The sequence below is a fragment of the Prochlorococcus sp. MIT 1300 genome, assembly GCF_034092375.1.
Lineage (GTDB): Bacteria > Cyanobacteriota > Cyanobacteriia > PCC-6307 > Cyanobiaceae > MIT-1300.
Genome location: NZ_CP139302.1, coordinates 1,486,229 through 1,504,479, shown reverse-complemented (window position 1 = coordinate 1,504,479; position 18,251 = coordinate 1,486,229). Strand labels below are relative to the sequence as shown.

General features: G+C 44.5%; 14 protein-coding genes and 1 tRNA gene. 6 read left to right on the top strand and 9 right to left on the bottom strand.

Annotated features, from left to right (window positions below):
• Positions 1-90: 90 nt before the first annotated feature.
• Both rpsG and rpsL read right to left on the bottom strand, forming a co-directional pair.
• Positions 91-561: a 30S ribosomal protein S7 gene (gene rpsG / locus SOI83_RS07800; protein ID WP_320676119.1), complete on the bottom strand. Its 471-nt coding sequence runs from the start codon at positions 559-561 to the stop codon at positions 91-93.
• Positions 562-623: 62 nt separating this feature from the next.
• Positions 624-998: a 30S ribosomal protein S12 gene (gene rpsL / locus SOI83_RS07795; RefSeq protein ID WP_320676118.1), complete on the bottom strand. Its 375-nt coding sequence runs from the start codon at positions 996-998 to the stop codon at positions 624-626.
• A 442-nt stretch (positions 999-1,440) separates the two neighbouring features.
• Between rpsL and gltB the strand changes: the two genes are divergently transcribed.
• Together gltB and SOI83_RS07785 are read left to right on the top strand one after the other, a co-directional pair.
• Positions 1,441-6,027: a glutamate synthase large subunit gene (gene gltB / locus SOI83_RS07790; RefSeq protein WP_320676117.1), complete on the top strand. Its 4,587-nt coding sequence runs from the start codon at positions 1,441-1,443 to the stop codon at positions 6,025-6,027.
• A 2-nt stretch (positions 6,028-6,029) separates the two neighbouring features.
• Positions 6,030-6,335, top strand: a complete 306-nt coding sequence (locus SOI83_RS07785; protein WP_320676116.1) for a YciI family protein — start codon at positions 6,030-6,032, stop codon at positions 6,333-6,335.
• A 4-nt stretch (positions 6,336-6,339) separates the two neighbouring features.
• Here SOI83_RS07785 and lipA read toward each other — a convergent pair whose 3' ends face one another.
• Positions 6,340-7,209: a lipoyl synthase gene (lipA, locus tag SOI83_RS07780; RefSeq protein ID WP_320676115.1), complete on the bottom strand. Its 870-nt coding sequence runs from the start codon at positions 7,207-7,209 to the stop codon at positions 6,340-6,342.
• A gap of 74 nt (positions 7,210-7,283) precedes the next feature.
• On the opposite strand from lipA, the gene SOI83_RS07775 reads away from it, so the two are divergent.
• A tRNA-Pro gene (locus SOI83_RS07775) sits at positions 7,284-7,357 on the top strand.
• A gap of 19 nt (positions 7,358-7,376) precedes the next feature.
• Here the strand turns inward: SOI83_RS07775 and cobJ are convergent.
• Together cobJ and SOI83_RS07765 are read right to left on the bottom strand one after the other, a co-directional pair.
• Positions 7,377-9,176, bottom strand: a complete 1,800-nt coding sequence (cobJ, locus tag SOI83_RS07770; RefSeq protein ID WP_320676114.1) for a precorrin-3B C(17)-methyltransferase — start codon at positions 9,174-9,176, stop codon at positions 7,377-7,379.
• Positions 9,177-9,254: 78 nt separating this feature from the next.
• The gene (locus SOI83_RS07765) at positions 9,255-10,244 is read right to left on the bottom strand and encodes a hypothetical protein (protein WP_320676113.1); all 990 of its coding nucleotides are present in this window, start codon (positions 10,242-10,244) and stop codon (positions 9,255-9,257) included.
• A gap of 585 nt (positions 10,245-10,829) precedes the next feature.
• Here SOI83_RS07765 and psaA point away from each other — a divergent pair.
• Together psaA and psaB are read left to right on the top strand one after the other, a co-directional pair.
• Positions 10,830-13,079: a photosystem I core protein PsaA gene (psaA, locus tag SOI83_RS07760; protein ID WP_320676112.1), complete on the top strand. Its 2,250-nt coding sequence runs from the start codon at positions 10,830-10,832 to the stop codon at positions 13,077-13,079.
• Positions 13,080-13,099: 20 nt separating this feature from the next.
• The gene (gene psaB, locus SOI83_RS07755; protein WP_320676111.1) at positions 13,100-15,328 is read left to right on the top strand and encodes a photosystem I core protein PsaB; all 2,229 of its coding nucleotides are present in this window, start codon (positions 13,100-13,102) and stop codon (positions 15,326-15,328) included.
• 233 nt (positions 15,329-15,561) lie between these two features.
• Here the strand turns inward: psaB and SOI83_RS07750 are convergent, their stop codons facing one another.
• The 3 genes from SOI83_RS07750 to SOI83_RS07740 all read right to left on the bottom strand — a co-directional run bounded on the left by SOI83_RS07750 (position 15,562) and on the right by SOI83_RS07740 (position 16,680).
• A complete protein-coding gene (locus SOI83_RS07750) occupies positions 15,562-15,798 on the bottom strand; it encodes a hypothetical protein (protein WP_320676110.1) in 237 nt (78 codons plus the stop codon).
• Between the two features lie 121 nt (positions 15,799-15,919).
• The gene (locus SOI83_RS07745) at positions 15,920-16,519 is read right to left on the bottom strand and encodes a photosystem I reaction center protein subunit XI (protein ID WP_320676109.1); all 600 of its coding nucleotides are present in this window, start codon (positions 16,517-16,519) and stop codon (positions 15,920-15,922) included.
• Between the two features lie 44 nt (positions 16,520-16,563).
• Positions 16,564-16,680, bottom strand: a complete 117-nt coding sequence (locus tag SOI83_RS07740) for a photosystem I reaction center subunit VIII (RefSeq protein WP_320677717.1) — start codon at positions 16,678-16,680, stop codon at positions 16,564-16,566.
• Between the two features lie 139 nt (positions 16,681-16,819).
• Here SOI83_RS07740 and SOI83_RS07735 point away from each other — a divergent pair, with 139 nt between their 5' ends.
• Complete coding sequence (locus SOI83_RS07735) at positions 16,820-17,299, top strand: HEAT repeat domain-containing protein (protein ID WP_320676108.1); 480 nt, start codon at positions 16,820-16,822, stop codon at positions 17,297-17,299.
• On the opposite strand, the gene SOI83_RS07730 is transcribed toward SOI83_RS07735, so the two are convergent.
• Positions 17,257-18,219 (bottom strand): glycosyltransferase family 2 protein, encoded by a 963-nt coding sequence (locus SOI83_RS07730; RefSeq protein ID WP_320676107.1) that lies wholly within the window; start codon positions 18,217-18,219, stop codon positions 17,257-17,259. The two genes, SOI83_RS07735 and SOI83_RS07730, sit on opposite strands and share 43 nt — an antisense overlap.
• Positions 18,220-18,251 lie beyond the last annotated feature (32 nt).

Here is an 18,251-nt window from a genome sequence, read left to right as displayed (position 1 = left end):
CTCCGGGGTTGTGCGTTAAAACGATCTGAGACTCTACATGTCGGCCCTCTTCTCACTCAATTGACGAGTTCCTAGAAAGGCTGATGTAGGTCAATAGCGGTAGTGAGCAAAAGCCTTGTTGGCTTCTGCCATCTTATGGGTTTCCTCCCTTTTTCGAACCGCACTACCTGCTTCATTAGCTGCATCCATGAGTTCTCCAGCAAGCTTTTGAGCCATGCTCCTGCCGTTTCTTGCTCGTGAAAAATTAACTAGCCACCTCAATGCCATAGCAGTTCCTCTTTCCTGCCGCACTTCCATAGGGACCTGATAGGTAGCTCCACCCACTCTTCTAGCTCTGACTTCTACAAGGGGCGTGGCATTCTTTACTGCGGTTTCAAATAACTCAATTGGATCGGAACCAGTCCGTTCATTGATTAATCCAAATGCTTGAGAAAGGATTCGCTGAGCGGTTGATTTCTTCCCATGCTTCATCAAACGTGCAACCATCATGGTCGCCAATCGATTATTAAACTGAGGGTCAGGAAGAACTGGACGTTTCTCAGCAGCATTACGGCGAGACATAGATAAGAAAGTGTTTGAAGTTAATTAAGAGCTAAGAAAAGATTCAAATTAATAGAAGTTGGTCACTCCTTAGGTGACTTTGCTCCGTACTTAGATCGAGCCTGACGACGATCTTTAACTCCAGCAGTATCAAGAGTCCCTCTAATGATGTGATATCGAACACCAGGAAGATCCTTAACTCTTCCACCTCGAATAAGTACTACCGAGTGCTCTTGAAGATTATGACCAATACCTGGGATATAGGCAGTTACTTCAAAGCCCGAAGTGAGTCTTACACGAGCAACTTTTCGCAAAGCTGAGTTGGGCTTTTTAGGGGTTGAGGTATAAACCCTTGTACAGACTCCTCTTCGCTCAGGGCAAGCACGCAGAGCAGGTGATTTGGTTTTACGTGTGAGTCGCTGTCGCTCAGTACGAATCAGCTGTTGGATAGTTGGCATCGACGATAAACATATGGTCGGATGTCCGACCGGTTTTCACAATCTCCCACAATACTTGGTCACCTCCCTAAAAGGAGTTGCATTTGCTCATGACTAAATGGTTAAAACTGAAAAGCTACAGAGCCTTGCAAGAAGGCCTTGATTTGATTGAGAGCATGCTGAGACATGACCCTTGTTAAAGAAAGCTAAAGCATGTCAGCAAAAAAAAACTTTAAGCACAACAATGAATTCCCTTAAAACGATTACCAATACAAAACCCTCTCACCCAATTTTCCAATGGAAAATTAAGCTAGTAGAAAAGCCTAATGAAAGACGGTGGAAGTCAACCACCTCATTCAATGCAGGTCTTTTTAGGAAGGCACATCTCTAGGATTAACAGTTGATGTTTCCCCAGTTAGTTCCTCTTCCGCTCAAGCAAGAAAGACAGCTTGGTTAAAAGGTTATGTCTCAAGTCCTCAATGAACATGAATGGCCCTACTGCGATAGCCATGCTCCGCTAGCAGTAGCCGGTGAGAAAGATGCCTGCGGTGTCGGCTTTTTAGCTCATATCGAAGGAGAAAAAAGTAATTGGGTTCTAAAACAAGCCCTTCGCGGCCTGGAATGCATGGAACACCGAGGAGGCTGCGGCGGTGATAGCGATTCTGGCGATGGAGCAGGAATTCTCTGCGGAATTCCTTGGAGCTATTTAAAAGCAATTTGGAAAGAAGCTGAACCGCTTAATACCAGTTCATCTGGTCTAGGCATGATCTTTTTCCCTCAAGACAAAGCCAAAAGGAGGCAAGCCAAGAATTTTTGCGAAGAAGAAGCTGTTTCCCTAGGCCTCAACTCCATTGGTTGGAGGCAGGTACCAGTCAATAGCAGCGAGCTTGGCCCTCTTGCACTAAAAACCGCACCAAGAATTGAGCAATGGCTTATTACTGGCACCCAAACAGGCAAAGAGCTAGAAGCTTTATTGTTTCGACTCAGACGCCGTATAGGAGAAAGAACAAGGTGCGCCTGGGGTATTGACGCAGAACAGCTATACATAAGTTCTCTAAGCAACCAAACGATTGTTTACAAAGGAATGGTCCGCTCAGAAGTCTTATCCAGATTTTTCACGGACCTGCAAGATCCTAGATTTGAAGTAGCTTTTGCCGTATATCACCGCAGATTTAGCACTAATACTCTTCCACGTTGGCCACTAGCTCAGCCAATGCGCCTATTAGGACATAACGGGGAAATAAATACTCTTTTAGGGAACCTGAATTGGGCAAAAGCTACAGAAGTAAATCTTCAAAAAGTTTGGGAAAATAATGCGAATGACATAAAACCAGTTGTCAATCCACAATTCAGCGACTCCGCAAATCTAGATGCCACGCTCGAGCTATTAGTGCGCAGTGGGCGACCGATTACAGACAGTCTTCTAACTCTCGTTCCAGAGGCATTTCGCAATCAGCCCGAGCTAAAGGAAAAACCAGAGATACAAGCCTTTTACGAGTATTCAGCCTGTACCCAAGAAGCTTGGGACGGTCCAGCATTGCTTGTTTTTGCAGACGGTAATTACGTTGGTGCGACCTTAGACCGCAATGGGCTGCGTCCTGCCCGCTATTGCATCACCCGTGACGGGTTTGTTGTTATGGGCTCTGAAACAGGAGTTGTGGAATTAGAAGACAATCAAATCATTGAAAAAGGACGCCTTGGTCCGGGCCAGATGCTTGCAGTGAACCTGCAAGAAAGGCGGCTTCTTCGTAATTGGGATGTGAAAGAAGAAACTGCCTCTCGTTATCCATATGCCCAATGGCTTTCCGAAAATCGAAAAACTCTCACTCCTCAACCATGGCAAGAAAACACATTGCTGTCAGATCTAGATTTACTTCAACAACAAACAGCCTTCGGCTTTACCGCGGAAGATTTTGACCTTGTCATTGACGCAATGGCAGGGGGAGCGAAAGAACCAACATATTGCATGGGAGATGACATTCCTCTTGCCATTCTTTCTACAAAACCTCATTTACTTTTTGACTATTTTAAACAACGATTTGCACAAGTTACCAATCCACCCATTGATCCTCTTCGAGAAAAATTAGTCATGAGTCTAGAGATGCATCTAGGCAAACGCGGATGCTCTCTTCAGCCAGAGTCTTCAGCAGCTTCAGTAATACATATACAAAGTCCAGTACTTAACGAATCAGAACTCAATACACTATCTAACCAGAAACTTTCTACACAGACTATTTCAACTCTAGTTTCTGTAGAAGATGGTCCTCAAGGCCTCACGGAAGCAGTTGAAAAGTTATGCAAAAAAGCAGAAAATGCTGTTCTAGAGGGAGTTCAAATTCTTATCCTTTCAGACCGCGGAGTTAATGCAAAAACCACTTATATATCTCCTCTTCTTGCAGTAGGAGCTGTTCACCATTATCTACTTAAGAAAGGGCTTCGCCTAAATACCTCTCTTGTAGTTGACACTGCTCAATGTTGGAGCACGCATCATTTAGCTTGTTTAATTGGCTATGGAGCAAGTGCAGTTTGCCCCTGGCTTGCATTAGAAACCACTAGACATTGGTGGAAACTTCCTCGAACACAAAAACTTATAGAAACAAACAAGTTACCCAATCTTAAAATCGAAGAGGCACAAAAAAACTTACAAAAGGCTTTAGAAGATGGTTTGAGAAAAATACTTTCAAAAATTGGAATATCAATGTTGGCAAGTTACCACGGAGCTCAAATCTTTGAAGCTATAGGCATTGGCGCCGACCTGATTAACTTGGCCTTCCAAGGAACAACTAGTCGTATTGCAGGCCTAACTATTAATGACTTGGCCATAGAAACACTTTGCTTCCACACAAAAGCTTTTCCCGAACTAGACCGCAAGAAGCTCGAATTTATGGGATTCGTTCAATATCGAAATGGTGGAGAGTTTCACCTTAATACTCCCGAAATGTCCAAAGCTCTGCATGAAGCAGTAAAAGCTGGCCCAAGTTACGATCATTTTTCAACTTATAAAACACTTTTAGAAAATAGGCCTTCTACAGCTCTTAGAGATCTACTTACTTTTAAGCTTGCACAAAATCCAATTCCACTTGATCAAATTGAAAGTGTTGAAAGCATTTGCCAACGTTTTTGCACAGGAGGCATGAGCCTCGGAGCATTGTCAAGAGAAGCTCATGAAGTTCTCGCTATAGCTATGAACAGAATTGGAGGTAAAAGTAATAGTGGTGAAGGTGGAGAAGACCCAGCTAGGTTCAAAATCCTTGATGATGTTGACAACGAAAGTCATTCACAGACCCTACCAACCATTAATGGTCTCCGAAATGGAGATACTGCATGTTCAGCAATAAAACAAGTTGCTTCTGGCCGTTTCGGAGTTACGCCTGAATATCTTCGAAGTGCAAAGCAGCTTGAAATAAAAGTTGCTCAAGGGGCAAAACCTGGGGAGGGAGGGCAACTGCCAGGCCCAAAAGTTGATTCATATATAGCAAAATTACGCAATAGCAAGCCTGGCGTAGCACTTATTTCTCCACCTCCTCACCATGACATTTATTCCATAGAAGACCTCGCACAACTTATCCACGACCTACACCAAATTCACCCCACTGCCAAAGTTAGCGTAAAACTTGTTGCTGAAATTGGTATAGGAACTATTGCTGCTGGAGTTGCAAAAGCCAATGCTGATGTTATTCAAATCTCAGGTCATGACGGCGGGACTGGGGCCTCCCCTCTTAGTTCCATCAAGCATGCGGGATGCCCTTGGGAATTGGGACTTACGGAAGTACATAGATCTCTTCTTGAAAATGGATTAAGAGATCGAGTTTTACTTCGCGCGGACGGTGGTTTAAAAACAGGTTGGGATGTAGTTATAGCCGCATTACTTGGAGCCGAAGAATATGGATTTGGATCCGTAGCTATGATTGCAGAGGGATGCATTATGGCCAGAGTTTGTCATACCAATAATTGCCCTGTAGGTGTAGCAACGCAAAAAGCGAATCTACGAAAAAGATTTCCGGGTCTACCTGAACACGTTGTTAATTTCTTCCTCTTTATTGCCGAAGAGGTAAGGCAAATAATGAGTGTACTTGGCTATAAGAAATTAGAAGAATTGATTGGTCGCACAGAACTACTTAAACCTAGGGAAGTTGAACTAACAAAGACAAAGGCTGTAGATCTTACTTGTTTACTTACGCCAATCGAAGAAGCAAACAATCGAAATTGGGTCATTCATGATAAAAATGCTCATAGCAATGGTCCGATATTGGAGGAAAAATTGCTAAATGACCAAGATTTTCGAACTGCAGTTAATAACCATGGGAGAATTTTTAGATCTATTAGTATAAAAAATACTGACAGAAGTGTATGTGCAAGGGTCTCTGGAGAAATAGCTCAACTATATGGAAATAAAGGCTTCAAAGGCCAATTAGATCTCACCTTTAATGGTTCTGCGGGGCAAAGCTTTGGAGCATTTCTAATACAGGGCATGAATATCAGATTAGTTGGTGAAGCCAATGACTATGTAGGCAAGGGTATTAATGGTGGGCTCATAACTGTTATACCTCCTCAAGAAGTCTCCAATAAAAGCAAACAAGTAATTCTTGGAAATACATGTCTCTACGGAGCTACTGGTGGCAAGCTATTCGCCCTAGGAAGAGTAGGTGAGAGATTCGCAGTCAGGAATAGTGGTGCCCAAGCGGTAGTTGAAGGTTCTGGAGATCACTGCTGCGAATATATGACAGGCGGCATAGTAGTAATCCTTGGATCTACAGGAAGGAATGTCGCAGCAGGCATGACTGGTGGTGTCACTTTTCTACTGGACGAAGATCAGCGTGCAAACTTGCGCGTCAACAAAGATAATGTAGACATTTTCGACCTAACTACTCCTGAACAAGAATTACTTATAAAGCCATTACTCGAGTCTCATGCCAAAGAAACTGATAGCAACAAAGCAAAGGAAATTCTTTTAGATTGGGAGCTTTGGAGCAAGAAGTTTAAGGTTCTTGTACCCCCAAGCGAAAGGGCCAAAGTTGGCTTGGCTGAAAAAGAAAAAGTTGCAGTTTAAATATGCCCTTATTTATAAAAACAGAGATCTTCAAGCCAAAAGCTCTAGAATTAGTTCCTCAGAAAAAAAAACATTATATTAATGCCCATAAGAGTTGGGTTAATCATTTAAGGTCGCAAGGGTTAAATATATCTAGTGGGTATTTAGTCGATGCACAAGGCAAACCAGGAGGAGGTGGATTATTAGTCCTTGAATCAAAAGATATCGAAACTGCAACGATATTAATTAAACAAGACCCTATGATTGTTGCAGGTTTAGTCACATGGGAAATACAAGAATGGATTCCAGTTATAGGTTCACTAATATAAATATTTATCGAGGGAATTTCTCCATCAAAGACTGAACCTCTCCCGCATGATAACTACTACGAGTAAGTGGTGTACTAATAACCTGAAGAAAGCCCAATTCCTCTTCACCTTTTACACGAAACACCTCAAACTGTGTTGGGGGAACAAAACGCTCAACTGGCAAATGCTTTTCTCCAGGAGAAAGGTATTGACCAATAGTTACTATATCAACATTATGGGATTTTAAATCTGCCAATACATCTAAAACCTCATCATCTGTTTCACCTAGACCAACCATTAAACCAGATTTAGTATATACCTTTGGGCTATCAACTTTTACCCTGCTCAAAAGCTCTAAAGATCTTTTGTACTCTGCTTGTGGTCGGGCTTTTGAATAAAGTCTTGGCACAGTCTCAATATTGTGGTTAAGAACTTCTGGTGAAGATGTCATTACTTGCTCTAGTGCATCCCAGTTCCCACAAAAATCTGGTATTAATAATTCAACAGAAGTCTTAGGCGATTTCTTCCGAACTGCCTCAACACAAGCTACAAAATGACTGGCTCCACCATCCCCTAGATCATCACGATTAACCGATGTAATAACAACATGACGCAGCCTCATCCTAGCCACTGCCTCAGCAAGGCGAAGAGGTTCGGTTAAATCAAGGTCTCTTTTACTCTTATCAAAATCAATATCACAATAAGGACAGGCTCTTGTACAGCCTGGTCCCATAATTAAAAAGGTAGCTGTACCACCTGCAAAACACTCCCCAATATTTGGGCAACTAGCTTCTTGACAAACAGTATTTAAATTGAGATCCGAAAGCAATTCCGCTACATCCCCAATACGCTCATGCTGAGGAGCCTTTACTCTTAGCCAAGTTGGTTTTAACAAGACTTCCCTCCTAATAAAGCAACTTTAAGAAGCAACTGGCCACAGTCCAAGCCCCTTCTTATAAAGACCAATATCGGGATGTAGCGCAGCTTGGTAGCGCACTTCGTTCGGGACGAAGGGGCCGCAGGTTCGAATCCTGTCATCCCGACTTCAAAACTAAACCCTCATTAGGAATACCCCCGAGGGGTCAGAAAAATCCCATCCTTAGAAGAACTGGCACTATTTCCTACAAGGACCAAAGTCAACATATCAACTTCCTCAATAGGCAATGTTGCAAGGGTAAATAGCTTTACATATTCGTTTGGACGTGCAAGTTGTCGACTATATAAAACTGGTGTATTCGTAGCTCTATATTCTAAAAAAACTTCTATGGCTTTCTTTAATTGCCACTCACGATCTATAGACCTTGGGTTGTATAGCGCAACCACAAAATCTCCTTGTGCTGCAGCATGCAAGCGAGACTCAATTGTCTTCCATGGAGTCAAATAATCACTAAGACTAATAGCACAAAAGTCCTGCATGAGAGGAGCTCCTGATCGGGCAGCCGCCATTTGGAATGCAGAGACACCGGGATGTACTTGAAATAATGGCCTAGCCTCTATAGGCAATCTCATCCAAAACTCAAGGGCCAAGCCAGCCATTCCATAAATTCCACTATCGCCCGAAGAAATCAATGCGACTCGAACTCCCTGCATAGCCAAGTCAAGTGCTTGTTTGCAACGATCTTTTTCATGGGTTAATTTCCCTTCTACACGGGCTTGATGAAACCCTCGTAATGGTTCCAATAAATCCAAATAAGGGGTATATCCGACCCAAACGACTGACCTGGCAAGCGCAAAACGAGCATCTTGAGTAAGCATGGACAAATCGCCAGGACCACTACCAACCAAATGCAACTCACCTCTTCTTGGGGCAAAGGGTGCTTCTGATTCAGCTATAGCAATAGTGACTGCACCTTGTTGACCAGCTCTAGCGCGATATATCTGTTTCTGAACTCTTAAACCATTGCTGTTTTGAGCCGCAAGAATTGCGGCAGCTTCTGCAACAGAAGGAGTACCCACTTCCTTTTGAACTGCAACTGAAGGGTTTGGAACTGGAACTTTAGAAAGAGCAACTGCATTAAAAAATCTTGTTGGCCAAGCTTTCTCTTTTGACAAAGTGATTAGAGCTGGCTCATCTGATTTCAAATCAATAGTTGCGATACCTGCAACAGCTTCTGGAGCAAAGCCTTCTTCCTGCAAAGTTTGAGTAACCACTTCCTCCAACAATTCAAAACTAGTAGCGCGCTCACAACCAATCCCAAGCCATAAGGTTGCAGGATGCCATCCACATTGTCTGACTGAACAAGGGCCAATGTGTAGGTTTCCGCCAGTCAATGATCTCTCTTCATTCGCTGAGATAAAAGAATTAAAAAAGCCTTGAGTGGATTGCCACAATTTCGTACCTGAGCTTTGTTCTAGACAAACTTTTTCAAAAGACGCTTGTCTCAGCATTAAATCTTGCCAAGCTTCTGAGCTACCTCCCGGCAACCATCCCCACGCTTCTCCAAAACTATCTAAGGCCAATCTTCTATGAAAATACGAATCTCCAGTTATCACAGCTTTAGCGCCAAACGCAGCAGCCACCTGATGTGCTAAATCTTCAGCCCCAGCCTGATGACCACCAACTAGTGGGACAATATTCAAAGGGAAAGCATCAAGAACAATCACAGCTGGATCATCTACTTTGTTCTTTAGCAAAGGAGCTATTAATCGTGTAACTGCGCCAATAGCTCCAACAACAAAAATTGTTCCTCCTTTAACCCAATGTTTCTCAATAATTTCACTTGCGGACCCTACAAATACATCCTCGGGCAAATTTTTAACCGCCAAAGCTGCCCTAGCTGTTAGTGCCAAGCTATAAACAAAAGACCTATCCCTTAGTCTTTGCAGCAAAGGCCATGAACTCGCTGAAAGGCCAAGAGCCAATCGATCGGAGTGAGATTTAGCTGATGTTTTTTTCAGGGGAACAATATCAAGAGGACTTTCAAAATGCTGAGCAAATTCTTAAGGGGAAGACTCCTTAATACTCTCTTTAGGTGGGTCTAATACCTTGGAGCTCATAACATCTAAGCTCTCCTCAGGAATTGGCAACTCTTCTTTATTGAACAAACTCTGATCAGAACTAAAAGTCATTTGCTCAATGGTGGAGGATTTCTCTAAGTCCTGAGGGCCTTGGCCTAAGAGTCTGGCAACAGATTTATCACTAATGTCTGAATTCATCCAAATGGGTTTATTATCAAATTCAGTTGAATTAAGTTCCACTAATTGTTTATTAAAGACAGGCTCTATCGCCTCACCCATTCCATCTAATAATTCAAATTGGACAGTACTTGCTTGATCCCCAAACCCCTTTATCCAAATCGGCTCTTCAGAAGACAAAAGGAAACTCTCTCCATCAAGCGTTATTCTCATGCGCCAAACTATGTCTCCTTCAATCAGATTCTGCAAAGGAGCATTCCAAAGTATCCAGTCAATTAAAATAGGTTCAATACTACTTAAATCAGAAGGGCTCACAACAGTAAGCCAAGGTTGATCATCCTCCGGCTGAGTGCCTTCTAATGACTGTAATGAATGCAGGCGCCACTGAAGCCTACTACCAGGACTTCTTACAGCTTCTCCCCATGGGTATGCGAGATAAGCAGACAGTCTATGAGTCCCTGGCTTTAAAGCTTTCATAAGGACTCTAAGTTCTCCATCGTTTTCATCAGTTAATCGAACTGGTTCAGCATCATCAACTTGCAAAACCACATGGGGTCCTATCCCAAGTTCCCTATCATTATTGATAGGCCAATCTTTTACTTGCATCAACAATTCCCAATCTTGTGTTGGCAAGACATCTCCACTAGAGGGACTTAGGAGACTCAAAGTTGGCTGATATTCATCGAGTTCATTGCGCAATTGCTCCACAACCGCGGAAGGGGGGACTTCTTCCAAATGAAAAGAGTCCAGCTCTGCGAAGGCTTCCTGTTCGTCTTTGAACTGAAAGGCAGGCAAGCCATCAACAGACCATGCCGAAGCGAAGATCAGTAAACAAACTAGAGAGAGAATTTGGAAAAATTTAATTAATCGGGATAACAAGCAAAAATTGCTTTTCAAAACATCACCTCAACAACCCCCTCCAACTTCAACCTAGGGGCAACAGAGCAATTTGGGCATCTTGAGAGCTCTGCAAAGAGGAAGAAAATCCGCCACAAAGTCTTATTATGACTGATTTCTTTATTTATGTTACTTAGGCCTCAAACATACTCTTGCCTGGTAGATGTAAATTTACGTGAATTAAGTATCAAGGGCTAGCCGAGACTCTTCTGAAGACTCCAGGCCCAGACTGATTAACGGACGGATAGAACATTTGTTACTGGCTTCAGTAGTGACCGGCTGTCGCATTTATGCTTTCGGGAGCGGTCCCCTTACAGGGGCCCACTCGCTCCAGTGAAAAGGCAGGTTTCTACCTCCACTATCACTGGCGCCCGAGTTCATTTTTGCTTTATGCAATTGCGATCTCGGGGCCCTGGCAGGACCTATGTGCCTGTCCAAGGGGTGGCCCTCCACCTCGATACCCGTACCTCGAGGAACCTCTCGATGACCATTAGCCCACCAGAGCGTGGGACGAAGGCTATTTACGACCAGCCTGTCGACAGGGACCCCGTCCCAGCCGACATTGAAAAAGCCGGACAGCCCGGTTTCTGGTCTAGAAGCCTCGCCAAAGGTCCCAAAACCACAACCTGGATTTGGAACCTCCACGCAGACGCTCACGATTTTGAAACCCACATCGGTGATGTGGAAGAAACGAGCCGAAAAATCTTTTCGGCCCACTTCGGCCACTTGGCTGTTGTGTTTATTTGGATGAGTGGTGCCTTCTTCCACGGTGCCCGCTTTTCCAACTACTCAGGTTGGCTAGCCGACCCCACGCACGTGAAACCAGGTGCGCAGGTGGTTTGGCCAATAGTCGGCCAAGAAATCCTTAATGCTGATTTAGGGGGCAATTTCCAAGGCCTTCAGATCACCTCAGGAATTTTCCAAATGTGGAGAGCCTGGGGTATTACAAGTGAAACTGAACTAATGGCTCTAGCCATTGGTGCACTTGTAATGGCAGCCTTAGTGCTCCATGGAGGGATCTACCACTACCACAAAGCAGCTCCAAAGCTGGAGTGGTTCCAAAAGATCGAGTCGATGCTCCAGCACCATCAGATTGGTCTGATTGGTCTTGGTTCTATTGGCTGGGGAGGTCACTTAATACATGTGGCCAATCCCACTAACGCAATGCTTGATGCCATTGATGCAGGCAATCCGCTTGTACTAAATGGTCAAACAATTGCAAGCGTTGCAGACATCCCACTCCCCCATGAGCTCTATAACGCAAACCTCGTGGGCCAGATCTTCCCTGGTCTTGCATCTGGAGTAGGAAACTTCTTCAGTCTTAATTGGTGGGCCTTCAGCGATTTCCTCACCAACAATGGAGGGTTAAATCCAGTTACTGGAAGCCTTTGGGCAACTGACATTGCTCATCACCATTTGGCCTGGGGTGTTTTCGCTATCTTCGGCGGACACATGTGGCGCAACACTATGGGTGTAGGCCACAGCATGAAGGAAATCATGGCGAACGCCAAAGGCGATCCCATTCTTTTCCCAGCACCCAATGGCCACGACGGAATCTTTGAGTTCCTCAGCAATAGCTGGCATGCTCAGCTGAGCATCAACCTTGCTTGTGTTGGCTCAGCAAGCATCATCATTGCGCATCATATGTATGCGCTACCTCCATATCCATACCTGTCAATAGACCATGCAACTGTGCTTGGACTATTTACTCACCATATGTGGATTGGTGGTCTGATGATCTGTGGAGCTGCTGCACACGGTGGTATAGCAATGGTGCGGGATTACGACCCAGCAGTTCATATTGACAACGTGCTTGACAGAATTCTCAAAGCACGTGATGCGTTGATTAGTCACCTCAACTGGGTTTGCATGTTCCTTGGCTTCCATAGCTTTGGCCTGTACATCCATAACGATGTGATGCGTGGCCTGGGACGCCCTCAGGACATGTTTAGTGACAGCGCTATTCAGCTTCAGCCATTCTTAGCTCAATGGGTTCAGAACATTTGGCATTCATCAGTCGGCACCGCCGCTGCTGTTGGAGCTGGAAACCTTCCTGGCGGCGTAAGTGAAGCTTTCGACATTCCTTTAGGGACTGCCGACTTAATGATTCACCACGTCCATGCATTCACGATTCACGTGACTGTCCTCATCCTCCTTAAAGGGGTGCTGTATGCCAGAAGCTCTCGTCTGATTCCAGACAAAGCTCAACTAGGTTTCCGCTTCCCATGTGATGGACCAGGTAGAGGTGGTACATGTCAGGTTTCTTCTTGGGACCATGTGTTCCTAGGCCTTTTCTGGATGTACAACTCCATATCAGTAATCATCTTCTACTTCTCCTGGAAGATGCAAAGCGACGTATGGGGACTAACTGGAGGCAACTTCGCTCAAAGTTCAATCACAATCAATGGTTGGTTGCGTGACTACTTATGGGCTCAGTCTTCACAGGTACTAACTGGCTATGGCACTTCGATAAGTTCTTATAGCTTGTTGTTCCTTGGTGGACATTTCATCTGGGCTTTCAGCCTGATGTTCCTATTCACCGGCCGTGGTTACTGGCAAGAGTTGTTTGAGTCAATCATTTGGGCTCATAACAAGCTAAGGATTGCTCCAACAATCCAGCCACGTGCCCTATCAATTACACAAGGTCGTGCAGTGGGTGTTACTCACTTCCTTCTTGGAGGTATTGTCACCACCTGGACCTTCTTCCATGCCCGCCTTCTTGGGCTCGGCTGACCTTTCCTGACCTTTCCCCTATGGCCACGAAATTTCCTTCGTTCAGCCAGGGTCTGGCACAGGACCCTACAACCCGCCGTATTTGGTATGGCATCGCCACGGCTCACGATTTCGAGAGTCATGACGGTGTCACCGAAGAGCAGCTTTATCAAAAGATTTTTGCTACTCATTTCGGACACCTTGCAATTATCGGCTTATGGGTTGCAGGAAACCTGTTCCACATCGCCTGGCAGGGCAACTTCGAGGCTTGGGTCGCCGACCCAACTCATGTTCGCCCAATCGCTCACGCAGTATGGGACCCCCACCTCGGTGAAGGCCTAACTACTGCATTAACTCAAGCTGGTGCATCTGGCCCAGTCAACATTGCTTATTCCGGTCTCTACCACTGGTGGTACACAATTGGAATGAGATCCAATGTTGAGCTCTATCAGGGCGCCATTTTCATCAACATCATGGTGTGCTGGCTGCTATTTGCAGGCTGGTTACATCTTCAGCCCAAGTTCCGTCCATCTTTGGCATGGTTCAAAAACGCTGAAGCGCAGCTAAACCACCACATCGCTGTCTTATTCGGATTTAGCAACATCGCATGGACTGGACACCTTGTTCATGTGGCAATCCCTGAATCACGTGGTCAGCATGTCGGATGGGACAACTGGCTTGAAGTTCTTCCTCATCCAGATGGTCTAGCTCCTTTCTTTACTGGAAACTGGGGCGCATACGCACAGAATCCAGATTCTGTGGATGCCGTATTTGGTAGTACTACTGGAGCAGGTACAGCAATCCTGACTTTCCTTGGTGGCATGCACCCTGGAAGCGGTTCACTTTGGCTAACCGATATAGCTCATCACCATCTAGCTCTAGGTGTAGTGATGATTATTGGTGGTCATATGTACCGAAACACCTTTGGCATAGGTCACACCCTTAAGGAGATCACCGAAGGCCATAACACCAGTCACCCAAATGATCCTCATAAGGGTTACTTCGGTATTAACCACAACGGTATCTACGAAACTGTCAACAACTCATTGCACTTCCAACTTGGACTTGCTCTGGCTTGTTTAGGTGTTGCTTGTAGCCTTGTCGCTCACCACATGGGTGCGCTTCCTTCCTACGCATACATTGCTCAGGACTACACAACTCAGGCAGCTCTTTATACACACCATCAGTACATTGCAGTTTTATTGATGGTTGGAGCCTTCTCTCACGGAGCAATTTTCTTCGTCAGAGATTATGACCCAGAACTAAACAAAGACAATGTTCTTGCAAGAGTTCTAGGAACTAAAGAAGCACTAATTAGCCATCTAAGTTGGGTAACTATGCTTCTTGGCTTCCACACTCTGGGCATATATGTACACAACGATGTATGTATTGCTTTTGGTACTCCTGAAAAGCAAATCCTAATTGAGCCAATTTTTGCTCAAATGCTTATGGGATTCAGTGGAAAAGTCATGTATGGCTTTGACACACTGCTTTCAAGTAGTAATAGCGCTGCCACCCTTGCAGCAGCAAACATACCTGGCAATCACTATTGGATGGATTTGGTTAATGCGCCAGATGCAACAACCAACTTCCTACCTATAGGCCCCGCTGACTTCATGGTTCACCATGGCATTGCACTCGGCGTCCATACAACGGCATTAATCCTTATCAAAGGTGCACTTGATGCCAGGGGTTCAAAGTTAATCCCAGACAAAAAAGACTTCGGCTATTCCTTCCCTTGTGATGGACCTGGTCGAGGCGGCACATGTGATAGCTCCGCTTGGGATGCAACCTACATGGCATTGTTCTGGGCAGTTAACACAATTGCTTGGGTTCAGTTCTACTGGCATTGGAAACATCTAGCCATCTGGTCTGGAAATGTTGCCCAATTCAATGAATCTGGGACCTATTTAATGGGTTGGTTTAGAGATTATTTGTGGCTCAATAGTTCACAGTTAATCAATGGCTACAACCCATTTGGCGTTAACGCTTTATCTCCTTGGGCATTTATGTTCCTATGGGGACACCTGGTTTGGGCAACAGGATTCATGTTCCTGATTTCCTGGAGAGGTTACTGGCAAGAACTCATCGAAACACTCGTTTGGGCTCATCAACGTACTCCAATTGCCAACTTGATTGGATGGAGAGACAAGCCAGTAGCTTTATCAATTGTTCAAGCTCGACTTGTAGGAGTAACTCACTTTGTTGTGGGTACGGCGGTCACATTTGCTGCATTCGTAATTGCATCCACCGCTGGTAAATTCGGATAAAACTGATTTGCCTTAAGCTCCAAAAAACCTCGTCAGATAATCTGGCGAGGTTTTTTTTGCGCCTAAATAATTAACTCAAAGAATCGAGAGCTGCTTACTTGAAGCCCTAAATTCGAGACATTGATAAATTCACAAAAACTGCTCTCAGAATCGATAGGTTAATTATTTTTGCTCACAACAAATAACTAATTAAGCACTAATCTCTTATGGGAAAAAATCAAACAAGATTATAGTCAAAGGTCTGGATTTATATCATCATTACCGACAGACAGTTTTTCGAGCAAGTGATTCCAAAAGTCTGGAAACCTCCACCTGACAACTACTCCGAGGACAACTAAACACAAAGTACCCTCTATAGGGTGAGTAATATTTAAAAGCTGTGCTGTTAGCTCTCCTGATGAGCCTTGACTAAAAAATAACGAGCCTAAAAAGGCCATCTGCATACAACCTTTGCTGAACGAAATGAACATCAAGGTAGTTGATTTCTAGCCCTGCAGGCAAAAGATGATAAAAAAATTCCTGATGAGCATTAGGCTCATCAGGAAAAAGGCAAATAAGTTGGTTCTGAAGAAATTACTAGTTTTTCTAAAGTCAACCAACACTCCAAGCACTGAGTGGAACTCTCAGTAATGCATCAAGATGCAAGGTTCCACATAGTAACCATGCAAAGAGTGCACCCCCACATCCACCTAACCAAAAACCACTGGTGAAATCTGCCCAACCATGTTTGGTAAACAAATCTGCTGGCGGATTATCAATCGTGCAATCAGGGGGTTGAACTGCCGGTGCTTTGCCAGGAGAGTTATAAAGAACCAATAAAGCAGTCAAGATGTGGACTGCACCAATTGTGCTCAACAAACCAGCTGTCAATGCATAGTCTGAACTCCTGAATGGACCTGTTATTGCGAATGGTCCATATAAGGCATAACCAAACATTGCACCTATTTCTAGGCCGCGGAAGTTTGGTGACAACCCAGGCCGATAAAAAGGAAGGTTGTTAAGCCAAGCTTTAGTGAAATAGCCACTATTCACAGGAGTAGCCAAATCACCAACACAAGGATCTGCAGCAGGCTTTACAGCCCACTGATCGGCCACTCCGATGTCACCTGGTCGGACGGTGTTGTCGACGTACTTTTCTGGGAATTTAACTGGCTTACCAGATTTGAGGAATGGGTCCTGAAATTCAGTCATGAGTTAATAGAACGGAATTGGCTTGATTTACTTGAGGCGACCGTTCAGTCGGTGGCAGTGATATGCCTACCTACAAGCACTATGAAGACCGCGGGGGTCACAAGGCCGATGAGAGGTACAAAAACGGCGGGCAGCCAGGCTGCAGCAAATTCTGTAGACATTGAATATGCCGATAGATCCATAGTTACTGTATAGATTGCACTTCTTTTCGAACTAAATTAGACCCTTTGACGACATAAAAGTTCAATCCTGAACTCCCCATCCCAATTTCCTCTCAAGCCCCAATTAGCGATTTGCCCAATGAACGAGATTTTTGCAGGCTCTGCAGCTCTACTACTTTCAGTACTGCTTTGGGGTTTAGGAAGGAAAAACACTCCTCAGGTCCTTAAGGGAAGTTCCTCCTCCCAAGGAACTGAATTGCAGCAAGTTCAAACAACCCTAGTTAGATCCAACAATGATTTAAAGCCGCGAAGCACTAGCGGAACAACTCAATCAGATGGCCTTTTAGCTTTACCTACGAACACAAGAGAGCGACTGGAACTTCAACGGCAACTAACAAAAGCAATGGCTGCTGGTCCTGAGGAACGCTTAGAAGCAATCCAAATTGCTGCATATTGGGGACATTCCTCTGTTTTGAAAATTCTTCGACAAGGGCTTAGAGATTCAGATAGTCGAGTAGTTACATCCTCAGCTGTTGCCATCTCCAAATATCGAGGAAGAACACTTGCCAAAAATAATCAAGAAATACGTCCACCTCGCAATGTTGCTCTTATGCGATAAATCGGGCGTCCCTGGCTCTCGTGGTAAGTCCTAATCTGCAATTCCCCTAGCAAGCCAAAACAGAAAAGTTGAACACCAGCTAAGCCCAGAACTAAAGCCAAAGTTAAAAGGGGTCTGTTACCTATGTCCTCCCCCATAATCTTTACAACAAGCAAATAGGCACTAGCCAAGAAACTCCCTGCTATTGCAAGTAATCCAGCAAAGCCAAAGACATACATTGGGCGAGTTAAAAACCTATTCATAAACCAGACTGTCAGCAAATCCATCAGCACTCGGAATGTGCGATCAATACCGTATTTACTAATACCGTGTTGTCGCGCACGATGGTTAACCTTCACCTCAGTAATCCTGGCACCCTCGATATTGGCCAAGACTGGTAAAAAACGATGGAGTTCGCCATAGAGGCGCATATCCGCAAGTACTTCCTTTCTATATGCTTTGAGCGAACAGCCATAATCATGTAAGCGAACTCCAGTAACGCGCCCAATTAGTCGATTAGCAATTCTCGATGGCAGCTTTCTACGTAGAACAGCGTCCTGCCTTTGAAACCTCCACCCGCTGACAAGGTCATAACCTTCCCTTAACTTTGCAGTCAAAACAGGAATATCTGCTGGATCATTTTGCAAATCACCGTCAAGGCTAACTATTATTTCCCCCTTAGCCACATCGAAACCCGCTGCCATAGCAGCTGTTTGTCCATAATTCTTACGTAACAAAACACCAACCACCTCTGGCACTTCAGCACTTATCAATGCCATAACCTTTGCAGTGCTATCTGTAGAGCCATCATTAACTAAAACTATTTCAAAGCTTTCACCAGAAGGTCTTAAGGCAAGCAGTAATTGCTCAACCAATTGGCCAAGGCTTTCCTCCTCATTAAAGATAGGAACAACTACTGAGAGATCTAAGGGCAAAGTCATGCCATCAATTAACAATCACGGGCGAACACACC

Coding starts and splice junctions, on each gene's coding strand:
- SOI83_RS07785 (WP_320676116.1), top strand. CDS start 6,030: ATGCCCTTATTTATAAAAACAGAGATCTTCAAGCCAAAAGCTCTAGAA.
- psaB (WP_320676111.1), top strand. CDS start 13,100: ATGGCCACGAAATTTCCTTCGTTCAGCCAGGGTCTGGCACAGGACCCT.
- rpsL (WP_320676118.1), bottom strand. CDS start 998: ATGCCAACTATCCAACAGCTGATTCGTACTGAGCGACAGCGACTCACA.
- rpsG (WP_320676119.1), bottom strand. CDS start 561: ATGTCTCGCCGTAATGCTGCTGAGAAACGTCCAGTTCTTCCTGACCCT.
- SOI83_RS07740 (WP_320677717.1), bottom strand. CDS start 16,680: ATGTCTACAGAATTTGCTGCAGCCTGGCTGCCCGCCGTTTTTGTACCT.
- psaA (WP_320676112.1), top strand. CDS start 10,830: ATGACCATTAGCCCACCAGAGCGTGGGACGAAGGCTATTTACGACCAG.
- gltB (WP_320676117.1), top strand. CDS start 1,441: ATGTCTCAAGTCCTCAATGAACATGAATGGCCCTACTGCGATAGCCAT.
- SOI83_RS07750 (WP_320676110.1), bottom strand. CDS start 15,798: ATGTTCATTTCGTTCAGCAAAGGTTGTATGCAGATGGCCTTTTTAGGC.
- SOI83_RS07730 (WP_320676107.1), bottom strand. CDS start 18,219: ATGACTTTGCCCTTAGATCTCTCAGTAGTTGTTCCTATCTTTAATGAG.
- SOI83_RS07735 (WP_320676108.1), top strand. CDS start 16,820: ATGAACGAGATTTTTGCAGGCTCTGCAGCTCTACTACTTTCAGTACTG.
- SOI83_RS07745 (WP_320676109.1), bottom strand. CDS start 16,519: ATGACTGAATTTCAGGACCCATTCCTCAAATCTGGTAAGCCAGTTAAA.